The organism is Vibrio sp. (assembly GCF_050299255.1).
Taxonomy (GTDB): Bacteria; Pseudomonadota; Gammaproteobacteria; order Enterobacterales; family Vibrionaceae; genus Vibrio.
This window is the reverse complement of the sequence record NZ_JBNKVP010000002.1, coordinates 85,841-103,081: the sequence shown is the minus strand read 5'-3', so window position 1 is coordinate 103,081 and position 17,241 is coordinate 85,841. Positions and strand designations below refer to the sequence as shown.

Below are 17,241 nucleotides of genomic sequence, written 5' to 3'. Positions count from 1 at the left end.
AATGCTGACTAAAAACTAATCGCAGTTGGTTTTGGCAGATATTGACGAATTTGACGGAAGCGAACGTGACAAAAATAACGTGGCTAAAATGGCAACTTTTGATTTCAAACAAGATTTACCGCAATCAGACGGCGTATTATCACAACGGTAAATAATAATTCTTCTCATTACAATTTGAGGCGAAGCAAGACAATGACCTTATCAGAGCTGAGTCCCGGACAGAGTGCCAAGATCACCGGGTTTTGCAATATGGCGAAAGAGACGCGTAAGAAGTTAATGATTATGGGTTTGTTACCCGACACGCCGATTACCTTGATCCGTCGGGCTCCGATGGGAGACCCGTTGCAAATAGAGGCGCGCGGCGTCACTCTCGCCGTTAGAAACAGTATCGCCAAGTCGATTGCGCTGGAGGTTATCGAATGAGCTACCAAATCTTGACAGTTGGTAATCCAAACAGCGGCAAAACCACGTTATTTAATGCCCTTACCGGTGCCCGACAGCAAGTGGGAAACTGGGCTGGTGTTACGGTAGAAAAGAAAACCGGCCGTTACCAGCACCAGCAATCGAGCTATCAACTGACCGACTTGCCGGGGATCTATGCCCTCGATAGCGGTAATGATGACAACAGTCTGGATGAATCCATTGCCTCAAACGCAGTGATGAGCTTACCGGCGGACCTCATTCTCAATGTGGTTGATGCAACCTGCCTTGAGCGCAGCTTATATATGACGCTGCAACTGCGCGAGCTGGGCCGCCCTATGGTGGTGGTGCTGAATAAAATGGATGCGCTTAAACGCTCAAGGATGACCATTGATAGCAAGCAGTTGCAAAAAGTGCTGGGTTGTCCGGTATTCAGCCTCGCAGCAACCCAGAAAGATCAGGTCAGTCAGTTCAAAACTCAACTGGCCGACTTATTGGCTGAAGGGGTGAGCTTGGATCCACTGCAACTGCACTATCAAGCGGAATTTGAATCGGCGTTAACCCAACTGGCTAAACAGTTCAACCACGGTCAGGTGGCACCGCGGGCTATGGCAATCCGCGCGCTGGAACAGGATCATCTGGTTCTCTCAGAAATGAGTGAATCAGGGCGTGAGGCACTGGCACAGCTCCAGAGTGAAATATCGCTGGATATCGACTTAACCGTTGCGGATACCAAATACACGTTCTTACACCAGCTTTGTCAGCGCGTGCGCAGAGAGCAGGGCAAACTCAGCCATCATTTCACCCAACGCCTCGATAGCCTGCTACTGAATAAATGGCTGGGTATCCCACTGTTTTTCTGTGTGATGTACGTGATGTTTATGTTTTCAATTAACATCGGCAGTGCATTTATCGATTTCTTTGATATCAGTGTCGGCGCGTTGTTGGTGGATGGTGGTCACCATCTGTTTGATGACCAGCTCCCCGGCTGGCTGGTAACGGTGATTGCGGACGGTTTGGGCGGCGGCGTACAGACAGTCGCGACGTTTATTCCGGTGATTGCCTGCCTCTATCTGTTTATGGCGCTGCTGGAAAGCTCCGGTTATATGGCGCGTGCCGCGTTCGTGCTGGATAAGGTGATGCAGCGCATTGGTTTGCCGGGTAAGGCGTTTGTCCCCTTGGTGCTCGGATTTGGCTGCAATGTACCGGCGATCATGGCGACCAGAACGCTGGATCAGGAACGCGAGCGAAAGCTGGCGGCATCCATGGCTCCATTTATGTCCTGCGGTGCCCGGTTACCGGTTTATGCCTTGTTCGCAGCGGCCTTTTTCCCGGCCAGCGGTCAGAACGTCGTTTTTGCGCTGTATATTATCGGTATTCTGGCGGCAGCGGCGACCGGATTGATCTTAAAGCACACACTCTATCCGGGATCGAGCGACAGCCTGGTGATGGAAATGCCTAATTACGAGCTGCCAACGCTGCAGAATGTACTGATCAAAACCTGGCAGAAGCTTAAACGTTTTGTGTTGGGTGCCGGGAAAACCATTGTACTGGTGGTGACTTTACTCAGCTTTCTTGACTCGGTGGGAACCGACGGCAGTTTTGGCCATCAGGACAGTGAAGACTCGGTACTGGCGAAAGCCGCCCAGGTGATCACCCCGGTTTTCACTCCAATCGGTATTGAAGAGGATAACTGGCCGGCTACCGTGGGCATCATCACCGGTATTTTCGCCAAAGAAGCCGTGGTGGGAACACTGAACAATTTATACGCGGATCCTCAGCAGGAAGAGCAAGGCTATGACCTGCTGGCCTCGTTGCAGGACGCGGTGCTGAGCGTTCCGGCTAACTTAGCAGAGTTGAACTTCTCCGACCCGCTTGGGATTGAAGTCGGGGACTTATCGGATACCGAGGCAGTCGCACAGGATCAGGAAGTCGATACATCGGTGTTCAGCAATCTGCAGCATAATTTTGCCGGCGGTCACGCTGCCTTTGCCTACCTGTTATTTATTCTGCTCTACACACCTTGTGTTGCGGCAATGGGGGCGTATGTACGTGAATTTGGTAGCAAATTTGCCCGCTTTATTGCACTGTGGACTTTTGGGCTGGCCTATTTAGGCGCGACTCTCTACCACCAGGCGACTCAGTTTGCCCTGCATCCGGCCAGCAGTGCGGCGTGGATCACCGGGATTGCACTGGCGGCAGTGATTGTCTATCAGGGGCTTAAGTGGCAGGGACGTAGACAGCGAACGCTGGAGTTACAGCTGGTATGATATTGACCGAATTAAAGCAGTATCTGGACAGCCACGGTTCTGCCAGTGAAGCGGAACTGGCCAAGCAGTTCGGCCTGAGCCAGGATGGCGTGGCGGCGATGCTGGCGGTGTGGATCCGGAAAGGTGTGGTGAGCCGGACCGAAGATATCAGCCAGACCGGTCACGTTATCCGGGTGCGTTACGCGGTCAACCGGCCCGATCAGTTGTCCCTTTCCGTCACCGTATAACTCAATTACCTCAAAAAAACACGCCACCCAAGGGTGGCGTGTCTGCATTCTAACATCAGCACAACAACGATTATTGTGCGGCAGTAAATGACTCGTTTGCTGACAGCGCCTGCTGTAATCTGGCCAGCAGCTTCTGTTGCTGCTGTTCGGAGCGCTGCTCCCCAGACGTATTGCCCCAGACCGGGCCGGGCCAGGCCGGGTCATCACTGAAGCGGGCGATATGATGGAGATGCAGTTGGGGTACCATATTACCCAGTGCGCCGGTATTGAGCTTGTCGGGCTGAAATTCAGCCTCCAGCACTGAGCAGACAGCCTGCGATTCTAACAGGAACTGTTGCTGATCTTGCATCGGCAACAGATACAGCTCACGGGCGTTTTCCCGTTTCGGCACCAGGATCACCCAAGGTACCGCCGCGTCTTTATGCAGCAGTACCAGGCAGAGGGGATACTCACCGATCAGGTCAGTGTCTTTTGCTAGCTGAGGATGGAGAGAAAAGCTCATGGTCAGTTATCCGGTTTGATAGAGAGAGATCAGTGTAGAGTATTGTCGCTGGATAAACAAAAGGTTGGCCCTGGAGCCAACCTTTTTGCTTCAATTGAACCGCTAATCGGAGATTACATACGCTCCAGCGTATCAATACCCAACAGTGACAGACCCTGCTTGATGGTCTTCGCTGTCAGCGCTGCCAGTTTCATGCGACTCTGCTTTACGCTGTCGTCTTCAGCAGACAGGATTGGGCACGCCTCGTAGAAGCTGGAGAACTGACCAGCCAGTTCGAACAGGTAGCTACACATGATGTGTGGCTGACCTTCACGGGCGACGCTTTGCACCGCTTCTTCGAACTGAAGCAGTTTGGCGATCAGCGCTTTTTCTTTCTCTTCACTGATCACGATCTCGCCGTCCAGGGAGTCCATTGAAACCCCGGCTTTGGCAAAGATTGAAGCCACACGCGTGTAGGCGTACTGCATGTATGGTGCCGTGTTGCCTTCAAAGGCCAGCATGTTGTCCCAGTCGAACACGTAGTCAGTGGTACGGTGCTTGGAAAGGTCAGCATATTTGACTGCAGCCATCGCCACTGTAGTGGCGATATTGGTTTTTTCGTCCGCAGCCAGCTCCGGGTTTTTCGACTCGATCAGCTTCACGGCACGCTCTTGCGCTTCGTCCAGCAGGTCAGCCAGGCGCACGGTACCGCCAGCACGGGTTTTGAACGGACGGCCATCTTTACCCAGCATCATGCCGAATGCGTGGTGCTCCAGGCTTACTTGCTCTGGTACATAGCCCGCTTTGCGAACGATAGTCCAGGCTTGCATCAGGTGCTGATGCTGACGTGAGTCGATGAAGTACAGCACACGGTTGGCACCCAGCTGTTCATAGCGGTATTTAGCACAGGCGATATCGGTGGTGGTGTACAGGAAGCCACCGTCACGCTTCTGGATGATGACCCCCATAGGTTCGCCATCTTTATTTTTGTACTCGTCGAGGAAAACCACCTGAGCGCCGTCGTCTTCCTGAGCCAGTCCTTGTTGCTTAAGGTCAGCCACGATACCTGGCAGCATGTCGTTGTACATGCTTTCACCCATCACGTCATCACGTGACAGTGACACGTTGAGGCGATCGTAGTTACGCTGGTTTTGCTCCATGGTTACATCGACCAGCTTCTTCCACATTTCAGCGCAGTAAGCGTCACCGCCCTGCAGCTTAACTACGTATTCACGTGCTTTTTGGGCAAATGCTTCGTCTTCGTCATAGAGTTTTTTCGACTCCCGGTAAAATGCTTCCAGGTCAGACAGCTCCATGGAGATCTCACCGGATTTGGCCTGTACTCGCTCCAGGTTGGCAATCAACATGCCGAATTGAGTACCCCAGTCGCCGATATGGTTGGCGCGAATGACTTTGTGTCCCAGGAATTCTAAGGTGCGAACGACCGCGTCACCGATAATGGTTGAGCGCAGGTGGCCTACGTGCATTTCTTTTGCCACGTTCGGTGCTGAGTAGTCAGCTACGATGGTTTGTGGTGCTTCTTTGGCAACACCCAGGCGCTCATCAGCCAACGCTGCATCGGCTTGTTTGGCCAGAAATTCTTCGCTGAGGAAGATGTTGATAAAGCCCGGACCGGCAATTTCGGTCTTGCTGGCAATTCCGTCTAGCTCAAGAACATCGAGAACTTTTTGCGCGAATTCACGCGGGTTAGTGCCTAATTTTTTGGCCACACCCATTACGCCGTTGGCCTGGTAATCACCAAACTGAGGTTTAGCGGACTGACGAACTGCGGCAGGGCTACCTGCAGGTGCACCGGCGGCTTCTAAAGCCTGAGAGACTTTATCGTTAATTAATGCTTGGATATTCACACGTGTTTCCTTCAACTCTTAGAATTGCTCAGTTTCTGGGGCGCTTGCAGCCACACAAGAAGGCGATATCTATCTGGGATCACAAAAATGAGGCAATCATAACAATTTTGTTCAGGTTGGAGTAGTCGGCAAAGTCACTTTTATCTCAGTTTGATGGAGTTATTTAGCGCAACCAGTTTAACTCAGTGGCAAATGACCGCAATCCGATCAATTCACGGCTTGTCGGTGCCCGGTTTTGGAACTGCGATTTCTGCCATGGCGCCCGGCAAACCGGCAAATACAGACAAGCGGCCATAAAGGCCGCTTGAAGAAACCGTTGCGGATTCAGGTCAGTTTAGAATTTCAGTTCTGCCCCAAAGTATGCACCGTCCAGCTTGATTCTTTGTTGCTGGGCCGGCGTACCTGCCTGTGAGGTTTCAATGCTATGGTCGATGGCGCGGTAACCCGCTTTGAGGCCCAGGTCGAGCGGACCCATTTCGACAATCCACTTGGCACCGATTTCAGCATCCATGGTTTTGTTATCGCCAAAGTTGCCTGCGCTGACGGTACTGTAAATCGCGATTGGCAGCACCGGAAGATTCACTTCCAGATCGCCATAGAGGGCAGGATGCCAAAAATCAAACTGCCTGGTATCCAGCTGACCATTTCTGAACTGCTGCATGTTCAGGCCGATATCCAGACCGATCAGGTTGGAATCGAGCAGGCGGTAATAGCCAATCACATCCATTTGCGAGAACGACATTGCCAGAGGATTGCTGCTGACATCGGTATAACGCAGTTTAGCGTTTGGCAGCAGCGGCACAAAGTGCTCAAAGCCGACATAGTAGGAGGACTGATTTTGTGTCCCACCGGCTGTTTGGCCATCCGCTTTCGTTGAGCTGAGCCAGTAGTCATAACCGGCTTTGATTTCAAACATATCACCGGGCTTGGCCGCCACTGATAAAGAAGTGAAGGCCAGCGCTGCCAGACCCGCGACTGAGAGACTTTTACGGAAATTAAACATGATTACCTTTTGATTCGATAGCGATTTTTAGGAACGGGCAAAATTTACCTTCCTGTTCTGCTTGCTAAGTCCGTGTAATGTCAGCGCAAGGTGAGCGAACCGCAATTAATTGATGAAAAATTCACCACCTGAAACGCAGCTGGATGAAATATTGCTCAGTTGAATTAATTGCGCTAAAAAAGGGGCCCTAATGCTCAAACAGAGGTTGAAATTGAGCTAGTATGGCGGCTGGATAGAAAGGATAGTTACCATGCATACTTCTCTGGAAAATACCGGCTTAGCGCCTGCCGAAATGCTCGGCTCGGTCAATGAATTTATCAGCAAAATCACTGAACTGACCCAGCTGATAGGGTTAGATTTGTCGGCTTTTCAGGCCGATCATATCGCCCTCAGAATCAATGATGTTGAAGTGGCTCAATTGGCCCATCAAGCCTGGCTGAGCTACGGGCAGCAGATCTCCGCCACTCAGATCAATGGCCGTCCTATCATAGTAATAAAATTTGACCAGCCTCTGCGGGCATCAAGCTGGCAGATAGAGTGTCTGGAGTTGCCGTACCCGGCGGCGGGAAAACCGTATCCGCGGCAGGGTTGGGAACACGTGGAGTTTGTCATACCTTCCGATGCCCAGAGTGCTGACGGATACCTGGCGGATGTGCAGCAGCGATTTAGCGGACTGAAAGAGGTCTGGCCAAAATTGACTCAACTCGGCGTGAAGAGCAAATTATCCAGCCCTCAGGGTGAGGGGGAACGGCTGGCCAATCCCACCATCGCCTTTAAATACCAGGGCGTCTGTATCAAGCTGCACCCGCACGCGCTCAGTACCATTATCGCTTCTGAACAATAAAGTGGTTGGTTGGGAGACGCCCAGCGCCTCCAACGAGTGAACTACACGGTAGCATATGCACGGTACGAAAGAGCAGTTAGCCCAAATCACAGTCTCTTGGTCTGAGCTGGAACTCGTGAATCGAGCCGATTTCATGGCCTACCTCAAGCGGATCGGCATGCTGGTGGGTGTTACCCTGAGTATGCAGGATCAGTCGATGTGCCGTGCGCGGTTTCAGAACATTGACCACAAAACGCAGCATATCGGAGCGAGTCAGCGATTTTAACTGCTCCAGCACCTGGTCGCGCTGGTTAAATTGCTCATCTTTATGCCCTATGGCGACCCACAGTCGTTGGGCACGGCCACGCAGGGTCGTGTCAGGTGTGGCGATCTGGTTCCACAGCCCGCGTTTACTGGTGTGCCATTGATAATCACTGAGTCCGAGCAAGACCAGATAGAAGGCGTTGAGGAACTCATCGATTGAGCTCATCAAATCGACCGGTGCCGCAGTAGGCGACTGGACATACAGCACAATACCGGGATGGCGGTTGAGCGGCATATTGCCGGTGCCAACCATATAACCGAGCTGTTGTTTGGTACGGATCTCATGGAAAAATGTCGCCGACATCAAGTGGTTGGCCAACGAATATAACGCGATACTGTGCGGCGAGATATCCGGACACTGGTAATAGACCACCACCGCCGAGTCGTCCTGATTAGTGTTGACTTCGCTACGGTATGTGCCATTTTCGCCCAGCATCACCAGCGGGCGCAGTGATTCCGAATAGCGTTGATCTTTGACTCGTAGAGCATCTTTCAGCGTGTTACCCATCTCCAGTGCCTGGTGTCGTTGCCAGTCGCCATAGACGAACATTTCAACGTGTAACTGCGCCAGGATCTGTTCAACAAACTCCGGAAGTTCCTCTACCGTGATCTGCTCCAGCGCTTCCAGCAGTTTGCTATAGGGAGGGTTGTTGGGCTGAAGAATCCCAGTTAAGGCATTGAAAAGTTGAGAAATAGGCCGGTCCTGAGCCGCGTTGCGCCAGTTTCTTAATAACTGCTGCTTGATGCTCTCAAAGCGCTTACTACTGAATTCACGCTTGGCAAACCGGGTCAGGATCATTTTCAGCAATTCGGGCTGCTTGTGGCTGAAGCCGGACAAGGTCAAGGTCACGCCGCCCTGATGCGCATACATGTTGTAGCCCATGCCTGCAATTTCAGCCTGGTACGTCTCTTTGGCCAGTGAGTCGAGGAACATTTCGACGCACAAGCGGGTTTTAACAATATTGCTCGTGGTAGCAACCGCATGCGGGCTGTCGATCGCGATGTAGATGACCCCTTTTGGCACCCTGAATTCGTTATCCTGCAGATGCCACAGCCGGAAGCCGGCCAGGTCTTCTATGACCTGTGGCTTGTCGTGATGCTCTTCGACTGCCGACGGGTCAAGCTGATAGCTGATATAGGGGTTCGGCTCTGGCAGAGTCAGCTTCAGTTCACCCATGGAGCGGTAGAAATCCCGCTGATGATCGGATAGTTGGGCCACCGAATAATGGGTACCGTACCAGTCTGCTTCCCGATCATAATGCTGTTGCTTGGCAATCAGGGTGACTCTGAGGTTCTCGACTGTCAGGTAGCGGCACAAGTCTTTCAGCAGCGCTTCCTGGTAACCGAGCATCATGTAATCACCATAGATGACATCTTGCGCAGAATAGTGCTGCATGTTGACCACTAAGTGGCTGGCCATGTCCATGGAGCGGGTCGGCTCCTGATAGCGAAAGGCCGATTCTAATACCGCTTGCTTTTCCTGGTATCGCCAGTCCTGCATGCCATGATGATGGATCAGATCGATATAGTCGAACACCGCCTGAATAATCTGATCTTTGTGTTCGATGCCGTCCGGCGTCAAAGTGCAACTGACATTAAATTCCCGATAATTGCTGCCACTGGCACCGCCGCCAGCGGAAAGCGACGTGATCCAGCCTTTCTCTTTCAAAGCCAGCATCAGGCTGCCCGGGCCTTCATACCCCAATAGATGGGCAAAGTACGACAGCGGTTTGGTCTGGTAGTGCTGGTCCATGCAGGGCATAGGAAACGCCAGGATCAGTTTGCGAATCTCTTTCAGCGGTTCCACCGTCATACAGATGCCGGTGTGCTGTGGCAGTACATAAGGTGATTCAATGTGTTTCCCGGCCAGCTGCTGATTGCTAATCGCGGCAAATTTACCTTCCAGCCAGAGCTGCATTTCATCCAGTGAATGCGGGCCGACCAGAGTCACGGTCATTAGATCGGCCGAATAGTGCTGCTGGTGAAATGCGACGATTTCGTCGCGTATCGAGACCTGATGACGGTCGGCCAGCGTCTCCATATTACCCACGGAAAATTTACTGAAAGGGTGGGCGGGGTTAATGGTTTCTTTGTGCACCTGATACAGCCGGCGGCTGTCGTCGTTGAGCTTAAGTTTGTACTCGGAATCGACCGCCTGGCGTTCCTTGTCTAACGCTTCCGGATTGAACAAGGGGGCGGTGAAAAACTGACTGAAGCGATCCAGTCCTTTTTCAAATGCCGCAGGAGTGACGTCAAAGAAGTAACAGGTATGCTCGGTTCCTGTCCAGGCATTATTACTGCCGCCGTGTTGATTAATAAAACTTTGAAACTCGCCGACTTTAGGGTATTTTTCCGTGCCCAAAAACAGCATATGTTCAAGATAGTGGGCCATGCCCTGGCGATCGAGTGGATCATCAAAATGACCGACGTTTACCGCCAGTGCGGCTGCAGATTTCTGAGCTTCCTGGTTTTGCACCAGCAACGCTCTCAGCCCGTTCTCTAACGTCAGGTATCGGTACTGGTTACGGTCGTTCGGGCTTAAGTGCACTTCAGGTCTCCGGAAATTGGGCTAATTATAAGTATGACGTTGAATAGTCAGCCTGCCAACGCTAGCAATTAATTTATTTATCGTCTGAAAATGAAACTATTTTTGAGTTGTAACGAATAGATTGTTAACAAAGTCGAGTTCTTTGACAAGGCAGTTGATATAATTATTAAAAATATACGTATAGCTTAATTAAAGATAAAAATCGCTAGTTGAGAATATAAATATCAGCGGGTTAGAGAAGTAACACCGCTTGTGTTAGGAATGCAGTATGAAGATTTTTATTATGCGTCACGGTGAAGCGGAGCCGTTTGCGGACAGTGATGCTGAACGGGAATTGACCAAGCGGGGACGGTCACAATCTATCGCCGTTGCCAGAGCGTGTCAGGAACAAGGTTGCGGACACTTTAGCAAAGTGCTGGTCAGCCCTTATACTCGCGCCCAACAAACCTGGCAGGTGCTGGCAGGTTGCATGAGTGCAGACAGTGTTGTGGAGTGTGACGATATCACCCCCTATGGCCATTCAGAGCAAGTGTTTGAATTTGTATCCGCCTTAATAGAAGTGGAAAAGTTAGACTCGGTATTATTGGTCTCCCACCTTCCCCTTGTCGGATATTTGACTGCGGAATTTGTGCCTGAAACTGTGCCGCCAATGTTTCCAACTTCCGGTTTGATGTGCATTGAGTATGACCCGGTCACCCGCCGTGGAGAGCATCTTTGGAACATTAATCCGTAACTAATTGACCCGATCTTCCACGGTGGTGCTGTCACCGTGGCTTGCCATATTTTTGACAGTTATCAGTGGACTAAAAATTGCATGGAACGGTCACTACTGAGCTAACTGCTTAATTAACGGCCAAATAATTAATTCATCTATGAAGTTTACTCTGCCATTTGCGGACAAAATCCCACCGATTCCTCAGCGAGCGATGCCTGCAGTAGGGGCGCCGGTGATGGTACTTGCCACCTTAGCAATGGTGGTACTGCCCATCCCGCCTTTCCTGCTTGACCTGTTCTTCACCTTTAATATTGCCCTGGCGATGGTGGTGTTGCTGGTTACCGTGTATACCCGCAGGCCATTGGATTTTGCTGCTTTTCCAACCGTATTGCTGATCGCTACCCTGTTGCGTCTGGCGCTCAACGTCGCTTCCACCCGGGTAGTCCTGCTGTATGGTCATGAAGGTTCCGGTGCTGCTGGTAGTGTGATTGAAGCATTTGGTAATGTGGTAATCGGCGGTAACTACGCCGTCGGTCTGGTGGTGTTTTTGATCCTGATGATCATTAACTTTATGGTAGTGACCAAAGGTGCCGGCCGGATTTCTGAAGTGAGTGCCCGCTTTACCCTGGATGCCTTGCCGGGTAAACAGATGGCCATCGATGCGGATTTGAACGCCGGGTTGATCGACCAGGAGCAGGCTCGCTTGCGCCGCTTTGAAGTGACCAAGGAAGCCGACTTCTACGGTTCGATGGATGGTGCGTCAAAATTTGTCAAAGGGGATGCCATTGCCGGTATCCTGATCCTGTTTATCAACATCATCGGCGGCCTGTCGATAGGTCTGGCTCAATATGATTTAGCGTTTAGTGAGGCGTTGCAGATCTACACCTTGCTGACCATTGGTGACGGCCTGGTGGCGCAGATCCCGTCGCTGTTGCTCTCTATCGGTGCCGCCATTATGGTGACCAGGCAAAATACCGACGAAGATATGGGACAGCAAGTGGTGTTCCAGATGTTCGACAACCCCAAGGCGCTGATGATTACCTCGGCAATTTTGGCGGTGATGGGGGTTGTCCCCGGTATGCCGCACCTGGCGTTTTTATCTCTCGCCCTGCTTGCAGGAGGGGCAGCATATTGGATTCAGCGCAAACAGAAACAGCAGCAAGAACAGAGTCAACTGCCGGACAAAGTCGAACAGGATGCCCCCTCCCAGCGTGAGCTGTCCTGGGATGATGTTCAGCCGGTAGACGTAATAGGTTTGGAAGTGGGTTACCGCTTGATCCCTCTGGTTGACCGGGATCAGGGCGGCGAGCTGCTGGAGCGGGTCAAAGGGGTACGCAAAAAATTGTCCCAGGATTTTGGCTTTCTTATCCCGGCGGTGCATATTCGCGATAATCTGGAACTGACGCCCAATAGTTACCGCATCACGCTAATGGGCGTGGCCGTTGGGGAGGCCGAGATTCGCCCTGACCAGGAACTGGCGATTAACCCTGGGCAGGTTTACGGCATGATCGACGGTGAACCCACCATAGATCCGGCATTTGGCCTGGAAGCGGTCTGGATTCGCGAAGAGCAGCGCGAGCACGCCCAGGCGCTCGGGTATACTGTGGTTGATTCGGCCACTGTGCTGGCGACCCATTTGAGTCAGCTGCTCACCAATAACGCTTCTCAGCTACTGGGGCATGAAGAAGTACAGAATCTGCTGGAAATGCTTGGCCGCTCAACACCGAAACTGGTGGAAAGCTTTGTGCCAGACCAGCTGGCACTGGGCGTGGTGGTGAAAGTACTGCAAAACTTGCTCAACGAAGCAATTCCGATCCGCGATATTCGCACTATCGTTCAGACCCTGTCTGAATACTCGTCTAAGAGTCAAGAACCTGACATCCTCACCGCGGCTTGTCGCATCTCGCTGAAACGATTAATTGTTCAAGAAATCAATGGGATAGAACCAGAATTGCCGGTGATCACCCTGATCCCTGAGCTGGAACAATTATTGCATCAGACAATGCAGGCAGCAGGTGGGGAATCCGCCGGTATTGAACCTGGCCTGGCAGAACGCCTGCAGTCTTCTTTGAGTCAGGCGACGCAAGAACAGGAGCTGAAAGGTGAACCTGCGGTGTTACTGACTTCCGGCGTACTTCGTTCAACCTTGGCTAAATTTGTGAAAAATACCATTCCGTCGTTACGGGTGCTGTCATATCAGGAAATTCCGGACGAAAAACAGATTCGAATTGTACAAGCGGTCGGTAACTAACCCTTAGCTCATTCAGAAATGGATATCGATTTTGAAAATTAAACGATTTTTTGCCAAAGACATGCGTTCTGCATTACTCCAGGTTAAAGAGGAGCTAGGGTCAGAAGCGGTAATCATGTCGAATAAAAAAGTCGCTGGTGGCGTTGAAATAGTGGCAGCCGTTGATGGTGAAGCTGCACAAAAGAGTGCATCGACAGGACTAAGAACCCAAGGGGGCTATAACCCGGCCGCGTCACAAGCCAGAGGCGCGGTGCGTGAGTTAGAAGACGACAAAGTCAGTTTGCGCAGCAGCGCGGATTCCGGACGCTCTATGACCAAGCGTTTCGCCAACATGTTGCAGCAGTACAGCCAGAGTAGTGGCCACGAGCCGCAAGCGGAGCACACGGCAGAAAATGAAGATTCGCTGTCTGCACTGTTAAAACGGCGAGCCAGTGCCACAGACAACGACATCAGACTAAAACAAGATTCACCGCTTGCCCGCTTAATCGCGGAAGACACCAATGCACCGCGCACACCGCCCAAGTTAGATCCCACTCGCTATGAGCGCCGCCGTCCGCAGGAACCGGCCATCGACCACCATGAACTGGAAGAGATGCGAGAGGAGATGACTTCGATACGTCGTCTGCTGGAACATCAGGTGTCCGGTCTGATGTGGCAGGAAGTCGAAAGACGCGAGCCGTTGCGCGCCATGTTGATCAAGCGACTGGAGCGGATGGGCGTCTCTTCCGAACTGGCAGATCAGTTAGCCTGTTACATTCCTGAAGACACCGCACCGACCAAAGCCTGGAAAGCGTTACTCGGCCTGGTCGCCGACCAGATCCCAGTATCGAGCCGGGACATCTTAAAACGCGGCGGAGTTGTGGCACTGCTCGGCCCGACCGGCGTCGGCAAGACCACTACCGTGGCCAAGCTCGCCGCCCGTGCTGCGATGGAGTACGGCTCCGACAACGTGGCTCTGGTGACCACAGATACCTATCGGATCGGTGCCCATGAACAGCTGTCTATTTACGGCCGAATTATGGGATGTCCGGTAAGAGTTGCTAAAGATTCCAATGAGTTAGCCGATGTAATATATCAGCTAAGAAATCGCCGCCTGATTTTGGTCGATACAGCGGGGATGGGGCAGCGGGATGTCAGGCTTTCCGAGCAGCTGGATACCCTGATGCAGGAGAGCGGAGAGGTCATCAACAGCTATCTGGTGTTACCTGCCACCGCACAGCGCAAAGTGCTACAGGAAACTATCGACCATTTTAAACGGATTCCTTTATCGGGTTGTATTTTGACTAAGTTGGATGAGTCATTGAGCCTGGGCGAATTCGTCAGTGTTATTGTTCAAAATGCGTTACCGGTGGCGTATATCGCCAATGGTCAACGGGTGCCAGAAGATATCGTTATCGCTCAGCCTAAATACATGGTGGCGAAAGCGAACGAATTATTAGAGAAGTCGACGGATGATGAACCACACTACTGGACTAACGAGACCGAAGGGTTCTAGGCGGCGGACGATTATGACAGAGAATATGATACATGACCAAGCAAGTGGCTTGCGCCGCTTAACTCAACCTTCGCTGACTAAAGTGATTTCGGTTACCGGTGGTAAAGGTGGTGTTGGTAAATCGAACGTGACCCTTGGCCTGGCAATTTGTATGGCCCGCCAGGGCAAAAAAGTCATGGTATTGGATGCCGACCTGGGGCTCGCCAACGTAGATGTCATGTTGGGAATTCGACCGAAAAAAAATCTTGGCCATGTGTTGGCCGGGGAATGCGATCTGCAGGACGCCATTGTTGAAGGTCCGCACGGAATTAAAATCATTCCCGCGACTTCCGGTACCCAATCGATGACCGAGCTGAGTCACGCACAACACGCTGGTTTGATCCGCGCTTTTGGCAGCCTGGAAGATGAAATGGACGTACTGCTGATCGATACCGCGGCAGGCATTTCCGATATGGTGGTCAGTTTTTCTCGAGCGGCTCAGGATGTGGTGATCGTCGTGTGTGATGAACCGACTTCAATTACAGATGCTTACGCTCTGATCAAACTGCTCAGCAAAGAACACCAGGTGGAGCGGTTTAAGATTGTCGCCAACATGGTCAGAAGCTATCGGGAAGGGCGAGAATTGTTTGCAAAATTGACCTTGGTCACAGAGCGATTCTTAAATGTGAGTCTCGAGCTCGTAGCATGTGTGCCATTAGATGATAAAGTGCGACAAGCGGTGAAAAAACAGAAAATCGTCGTCGATGCTTTTCCTCGCTCTCCCGCTTCCCTGGCGTTGGGCTCTTTGGCTAACAAGGCGTTAACCTGGCCAATTCCTAAGACGCCAAGTGGACACCTGGAGTTTTTTGTAGAACGTTTGCTAAATCGATCGGAAAGAATAGAGGAACCATTTGGTGAATAAGGCGCTGACCTACGATCAATACGCTAATCACAATAGCCAGCGAGCCTTTTTGGAAAAGTACTCTGTCCTGGTAAAACGGATTGCTCATCACCTGTTGGGTCGATTACCACCAAGTGTTCAAGTCGAAGATCTGATTCAAGCAGGCATGATAGGCCTGCTTGAAGCGCAAAAAAATTATGATGGCAGCAAAGGCGCCAGCTTTGAAACCTATGCGGGAATCCGTATTCGCGGCGCCATGCTGGATGATATTCGACGAGGTGACTGGGTGCCTCGCTCGGTACATAAAAATAACCGGGAAATCAGCCAGGCGATCGCCACTCTGGAAGGAGAATTGAACCGCGATCCGACCGATGCAGAAGTCGCAAAACATATGGGGCTGAGTTTGGATCAGTACCACACCGCCCTGACGGACATAAATTGCTCACGGTTGGTTGGTATTGAGGACCTGGGCGTATCCGATGATGTGATTTCCAGTCCCGATGATGAGGATGACAACACACCTTTTAATGGTGTAGCAGACGAATTTTTCCGCAAAGCGTTGATAGAATCAATAAAATCGCTTCCCGAGCGTGAAGCTTTGATTCTTTCGCTTTATTATGATGAAGAACTGAATTTGAAGGAAATTGGTGAAGTAATTGGCGTCAGCGAGTCGCGAGTTAGCCAGATACTGAGCCAATCCATGCAACGACTGCGCACTAAATTGAGTGCGTGGACAAACCAAGACTAAAGACACTGATTTCGTACTCAGTGGAGGCAATTTTGAACAAAAATATGAAGATCCTAATTGTTGATGACTTCTCAACAATGCGCCGTATCGTTAAGAATCTACTTCGTGATCTTGGCTTCAACAATACGTCAGAAGCAGATGACGGCTTAACAGCACTCCCAATGCTGAAAAAAGGCGAATTTGATTTTGTCGTCACGGATTGGAATATGCCTGGTATGCAGGGTATCGACTTACTGCGAAACATCCGTGCTGACGATAGTCTCAAGCATCTTCCGGTTCTGATGATTACCGCAGAAGCCAAACGTGAACAGATCATTGAAGCGGCACAAGCCGGCGTCAATGGTTATATCGTTAAACCGTTTACTGCGGCGACCCTGAAAGAGAAGCTCGATAAAATTTTTGAGCGCTTATAAGCACACCTACCGCTTTAGTCACTAATAGAGCGTAGCAAGGCCAATCCAGGATGATTTCATTAGAACAGGCAAAACAACTGGTTGAACTGCTTGAGTCCGACCAGCAGCAGGAAGCCAACCTTCTTGTCAAAAATATATCTGAAGGCATCTCAAAGCCGATGTTGCAGGAAATTGGAGAGCTGACTCGCGACCTCCATGATTCACTGAAACAGTTCAGTCTCGATGAGCGTATGAGAGAGATTGCCAATGACGATATCCCCGATGCGAGGGATCGTCTTCAGTACGTCATCAATAAGACTGAAATCGCCGCCAACAAAACCATGGATGCCGTCGATCGCTGTATGCCGATCGCGGACAACCTACACGAAGGGTTGCTGCAAGTCCGTCCCCAGTGGAACGAACTCATGCGCGGGCGAATTGAGCTGTCTGAATTTAAAACGCTCTGCCACGGAGTCGACCAGTTGCTGCAAGTGGTTGAAGGTGACAGCAGCGAACTGCGCGGACAGTTAACCGAGATACTGATGGCGCAAGATTTTCAGGACCTAACCGGGCAGATCATCAGCCGCGTCATTACGCTGGTGAATGAAGTTGAAACGCGCCTGGTCGAAATACTTACTGTGTTCGGGAACACGAATCCCGAACCGGCAGCAGATAAAAATAACAAAGTTTCAGCAGACCCTGAGGGACCGATATTGAACCCTCATGAAAGAGCGGATGCCGTTTCATCTCAGGACGAAGTCGATGACCTGCTCTCTAGTCTGGGGTTTTAGGGGTA

General features: G+C 51.3%; 15 protein-coding genes. 11 read left to right on the top strand and 4 right to left on the bottom strand.

What is annotated here, in order from left to right:
- Positions 1-192 precede the first annotated feature (192 nt).
- From ACQY6F_RS01355 to ACQY6F_RS01345, 3 genes are read left to right on the top strand one after another with little or no spacing between them, the layout of a single operon-like run.
- The gene (locus tag ACQY6F_RS01355) at positions 193-423 is read left to right on the top strand and encodes a FeoA family protein (RefSeq protein ID WP_428771695.1); all 231 of its coding nucleotides are present in this window, start codon (positions 193-195) and stop codon (positions 421-423) included.
- Positions 420-2,690 (top strand): Fe(2+) transporter permease subunit FeoB, encoded by a 2,271-nt coding sequence (gene feoB, locus ACQY6F_RS01350; protein ID WP_428771693.1) that lies wholly within the window; start codon positions 420-422, stop codon positions 2,688-2,690. The genes ACQY6F_RS01355 and feoB overlap by 4 nt, the downstream gene beginning before the upstream one ends.
- Positions 2,687-2,917 carry a FeoC-like transcriptional regulator gene (locus tag ACQY6F_RS01345; protein ID WP_428771691.1) on the top strand — a complete coding sequence of 77 codons (231 nt, stop codon included), beginning with the start codon at positions 2,687-2,689 and terminating at the stop codon, positions 2,915-2,917. Before feoB ends, ACQY6F_RS01345 begins: the two co-directional genes overlap by 4 nt.
- 70 nt (positions 2,918-2,987) lie before the next feature.
- Here the strand turns inward: ACQY6F_RS01345 and ACQY6F_RS01340 are convergent, their stop codons facing one another.
- The 3 genes from ACQY6F_RS01340 to ACQY6F_RS01330 form a co-directional block, all read right to left on the bottom strand.
- Positions 2,988-3,419 (bottom strand): HIT domain-containing protein, encoded by a 432-nt coding sequence (locus ACQY6F_RS01340; protein ID WP_428771689.1) that lies wholly within the window; start codon positions 3,417-3,419, stop codon positions 2,988-2,990.
- A 113-nt stretch (positions 3,420-3,532) separates the two neighbouring features.
- Positions 3,533-5,266 carry an arginine--tRNA ligase gene (gene argS / locus ACQY6F_RS01335; protein ID WP_428771687.1) on the bottom strand — a complete coding sequence of 578 codons (1,734 nt, stop codon included), beginning with the start codon at positions 5,264-5,266 and terminating at the stop codon, positions 3,533-3,535.
- A gap of 334 nt (positions 5,267-5,600) precedes the next feature.
- Positions 5,601-6,269: a TIGR04219 family outer membrane beta-barrel protein gene (locus ACQY6F_RS01330; protein ID WP_428771685.1), complete on the bottom strand. Its 669-nt coding sequence runs from the start codon at positions 6,267-6,269 to the stop codon at positions 5,601-5,603.
- 250 nt (positions 6,270-6,519) lie between these two features.
- Between ACQY6F_RS01330 and ACQY6F_RS01325 the strand changes: the two genes are divergently transcribed.
- Positions 6,520-7,113 carry a VOC family protein gene (locus ACQY6F_RS01325; protein ID WP_428771683.1) on the top strand — a complete coding sequence of 198 codons (594 nt, stop codon included), beginning with the start codon at positions 6,520-6,522 and terminating at the stop codon, positions 7,111-7,113.
- Positions 7,114-7,189: 76 nt separating this feature from the next.
- Here the strand turns inward: ACQY6F_RS01325 and ACQY6F_RS01320 are convergent, their stop codons facing one another.
- Positions 7,190-9,964, bottom strand: a complete 2,775-nt coding sequence (locus ACQY6F_RS01320; RefSeq protein ID WP_428771681.1) for an insulinase family protein — start codon at positions 9,962-9,964, stop codon at positions 7,190-7,192.
- A 268-nt stretch (positions 9,965-10,232) separates the two neighbouring features.
- Here ACQY6F_RS01320 and sixA point away from each other — a divergent pair, with 268 nt between their 5' ends.
- From sixA to ACQY6F_RS01285, 7 genes are all read left to right on the top strand, one after another.
- Entirely contained in the window at positions 10,233-10,697 is a 465-nt protein-coding gene (gene sixA, locus ACQY6F_RS01315) for a phosphohistidine phosphatase SixA (protein ID WP_428771679.1), read from the top strand.
- Between the two features lie 139 nt (positions 10,698-10,836).
- The gene (flhA, locus tag ACQY6F_RS01310; protein WP_428771677.1) at positions 10,837-12,930 is read left to right on the top strand and encodes a flagellar biosynthesis protein FlhA; all 2,094 of its coding nucleotides are present in this window, start codon (positions 10,837-10,839) and stop codon (positions 12,928-12,930) included.
- 61 nt (positions 12,931-12,991) lie between these two features.
- Positions 12,992-14,425, top strand: a complete 1,434-nt coding sequence (gene flhF, locus ACQY6F_RS01305; RefSeq protein ID WP_428771853.1) for a flagellar biosynthesis protein FlhF — start codon at positions 12,992-12,994, stop codon at positions 14,423-14,425.
- Positions 14,426-14,438: 13 nt separating this feature from the next.
- Positions 14,439-15,326 carry a MinD/ParA family protein gene (locus ACQY6F_RS01300; RefSeq protein ID WP_428771675.1) on the top strand — a complete coding sequence of 296 codons (888 nt, stop codon included), beginning with the start codon at positions 14,439-14,441 and terminating at the stop codon, positions 15,324-15,326.
- Entirely contained in the window at positions 15,319-16,053 is a 735-nt protein-coding gene (locus ACQY6F_RS01295) for an RNA polymerase sigma factor FliA (RefSeq protein ID WP_428771673.1), read from the top strand. Before ACQY6F_RS01300 ends, ACQY6F_RS01295 begins: the two co-directional genes overlap by 8 nt.
- Before the next feature lie 44 nt (positions 16,054-16,097).
- A complete protein-coding gene (gene cheY, locus ACQY6F_RS01290; RefSeq protein WP_428771671.1) occupies positions 16,098-16,466 on the top strand; it encodes a chemotaxis response regulator CheY in 369 nt (122 codons plus the stop codon).
- A gap of 50 nt (positions 16,467-16,516) precedes the next feature.
- Complete coding sequence (locus tag ACQY6F_RS01285; RefSeq protein ID WP_428771669.1) at positions 16,517-17,236, top strand: protein phosphatase CheZ; 720 nt, start codon at positions 16,517-16,519, stop codon at positions 17,234-17,236.
- Positions 17,237-17,241 lie beyond the last annotated feature (5 nt).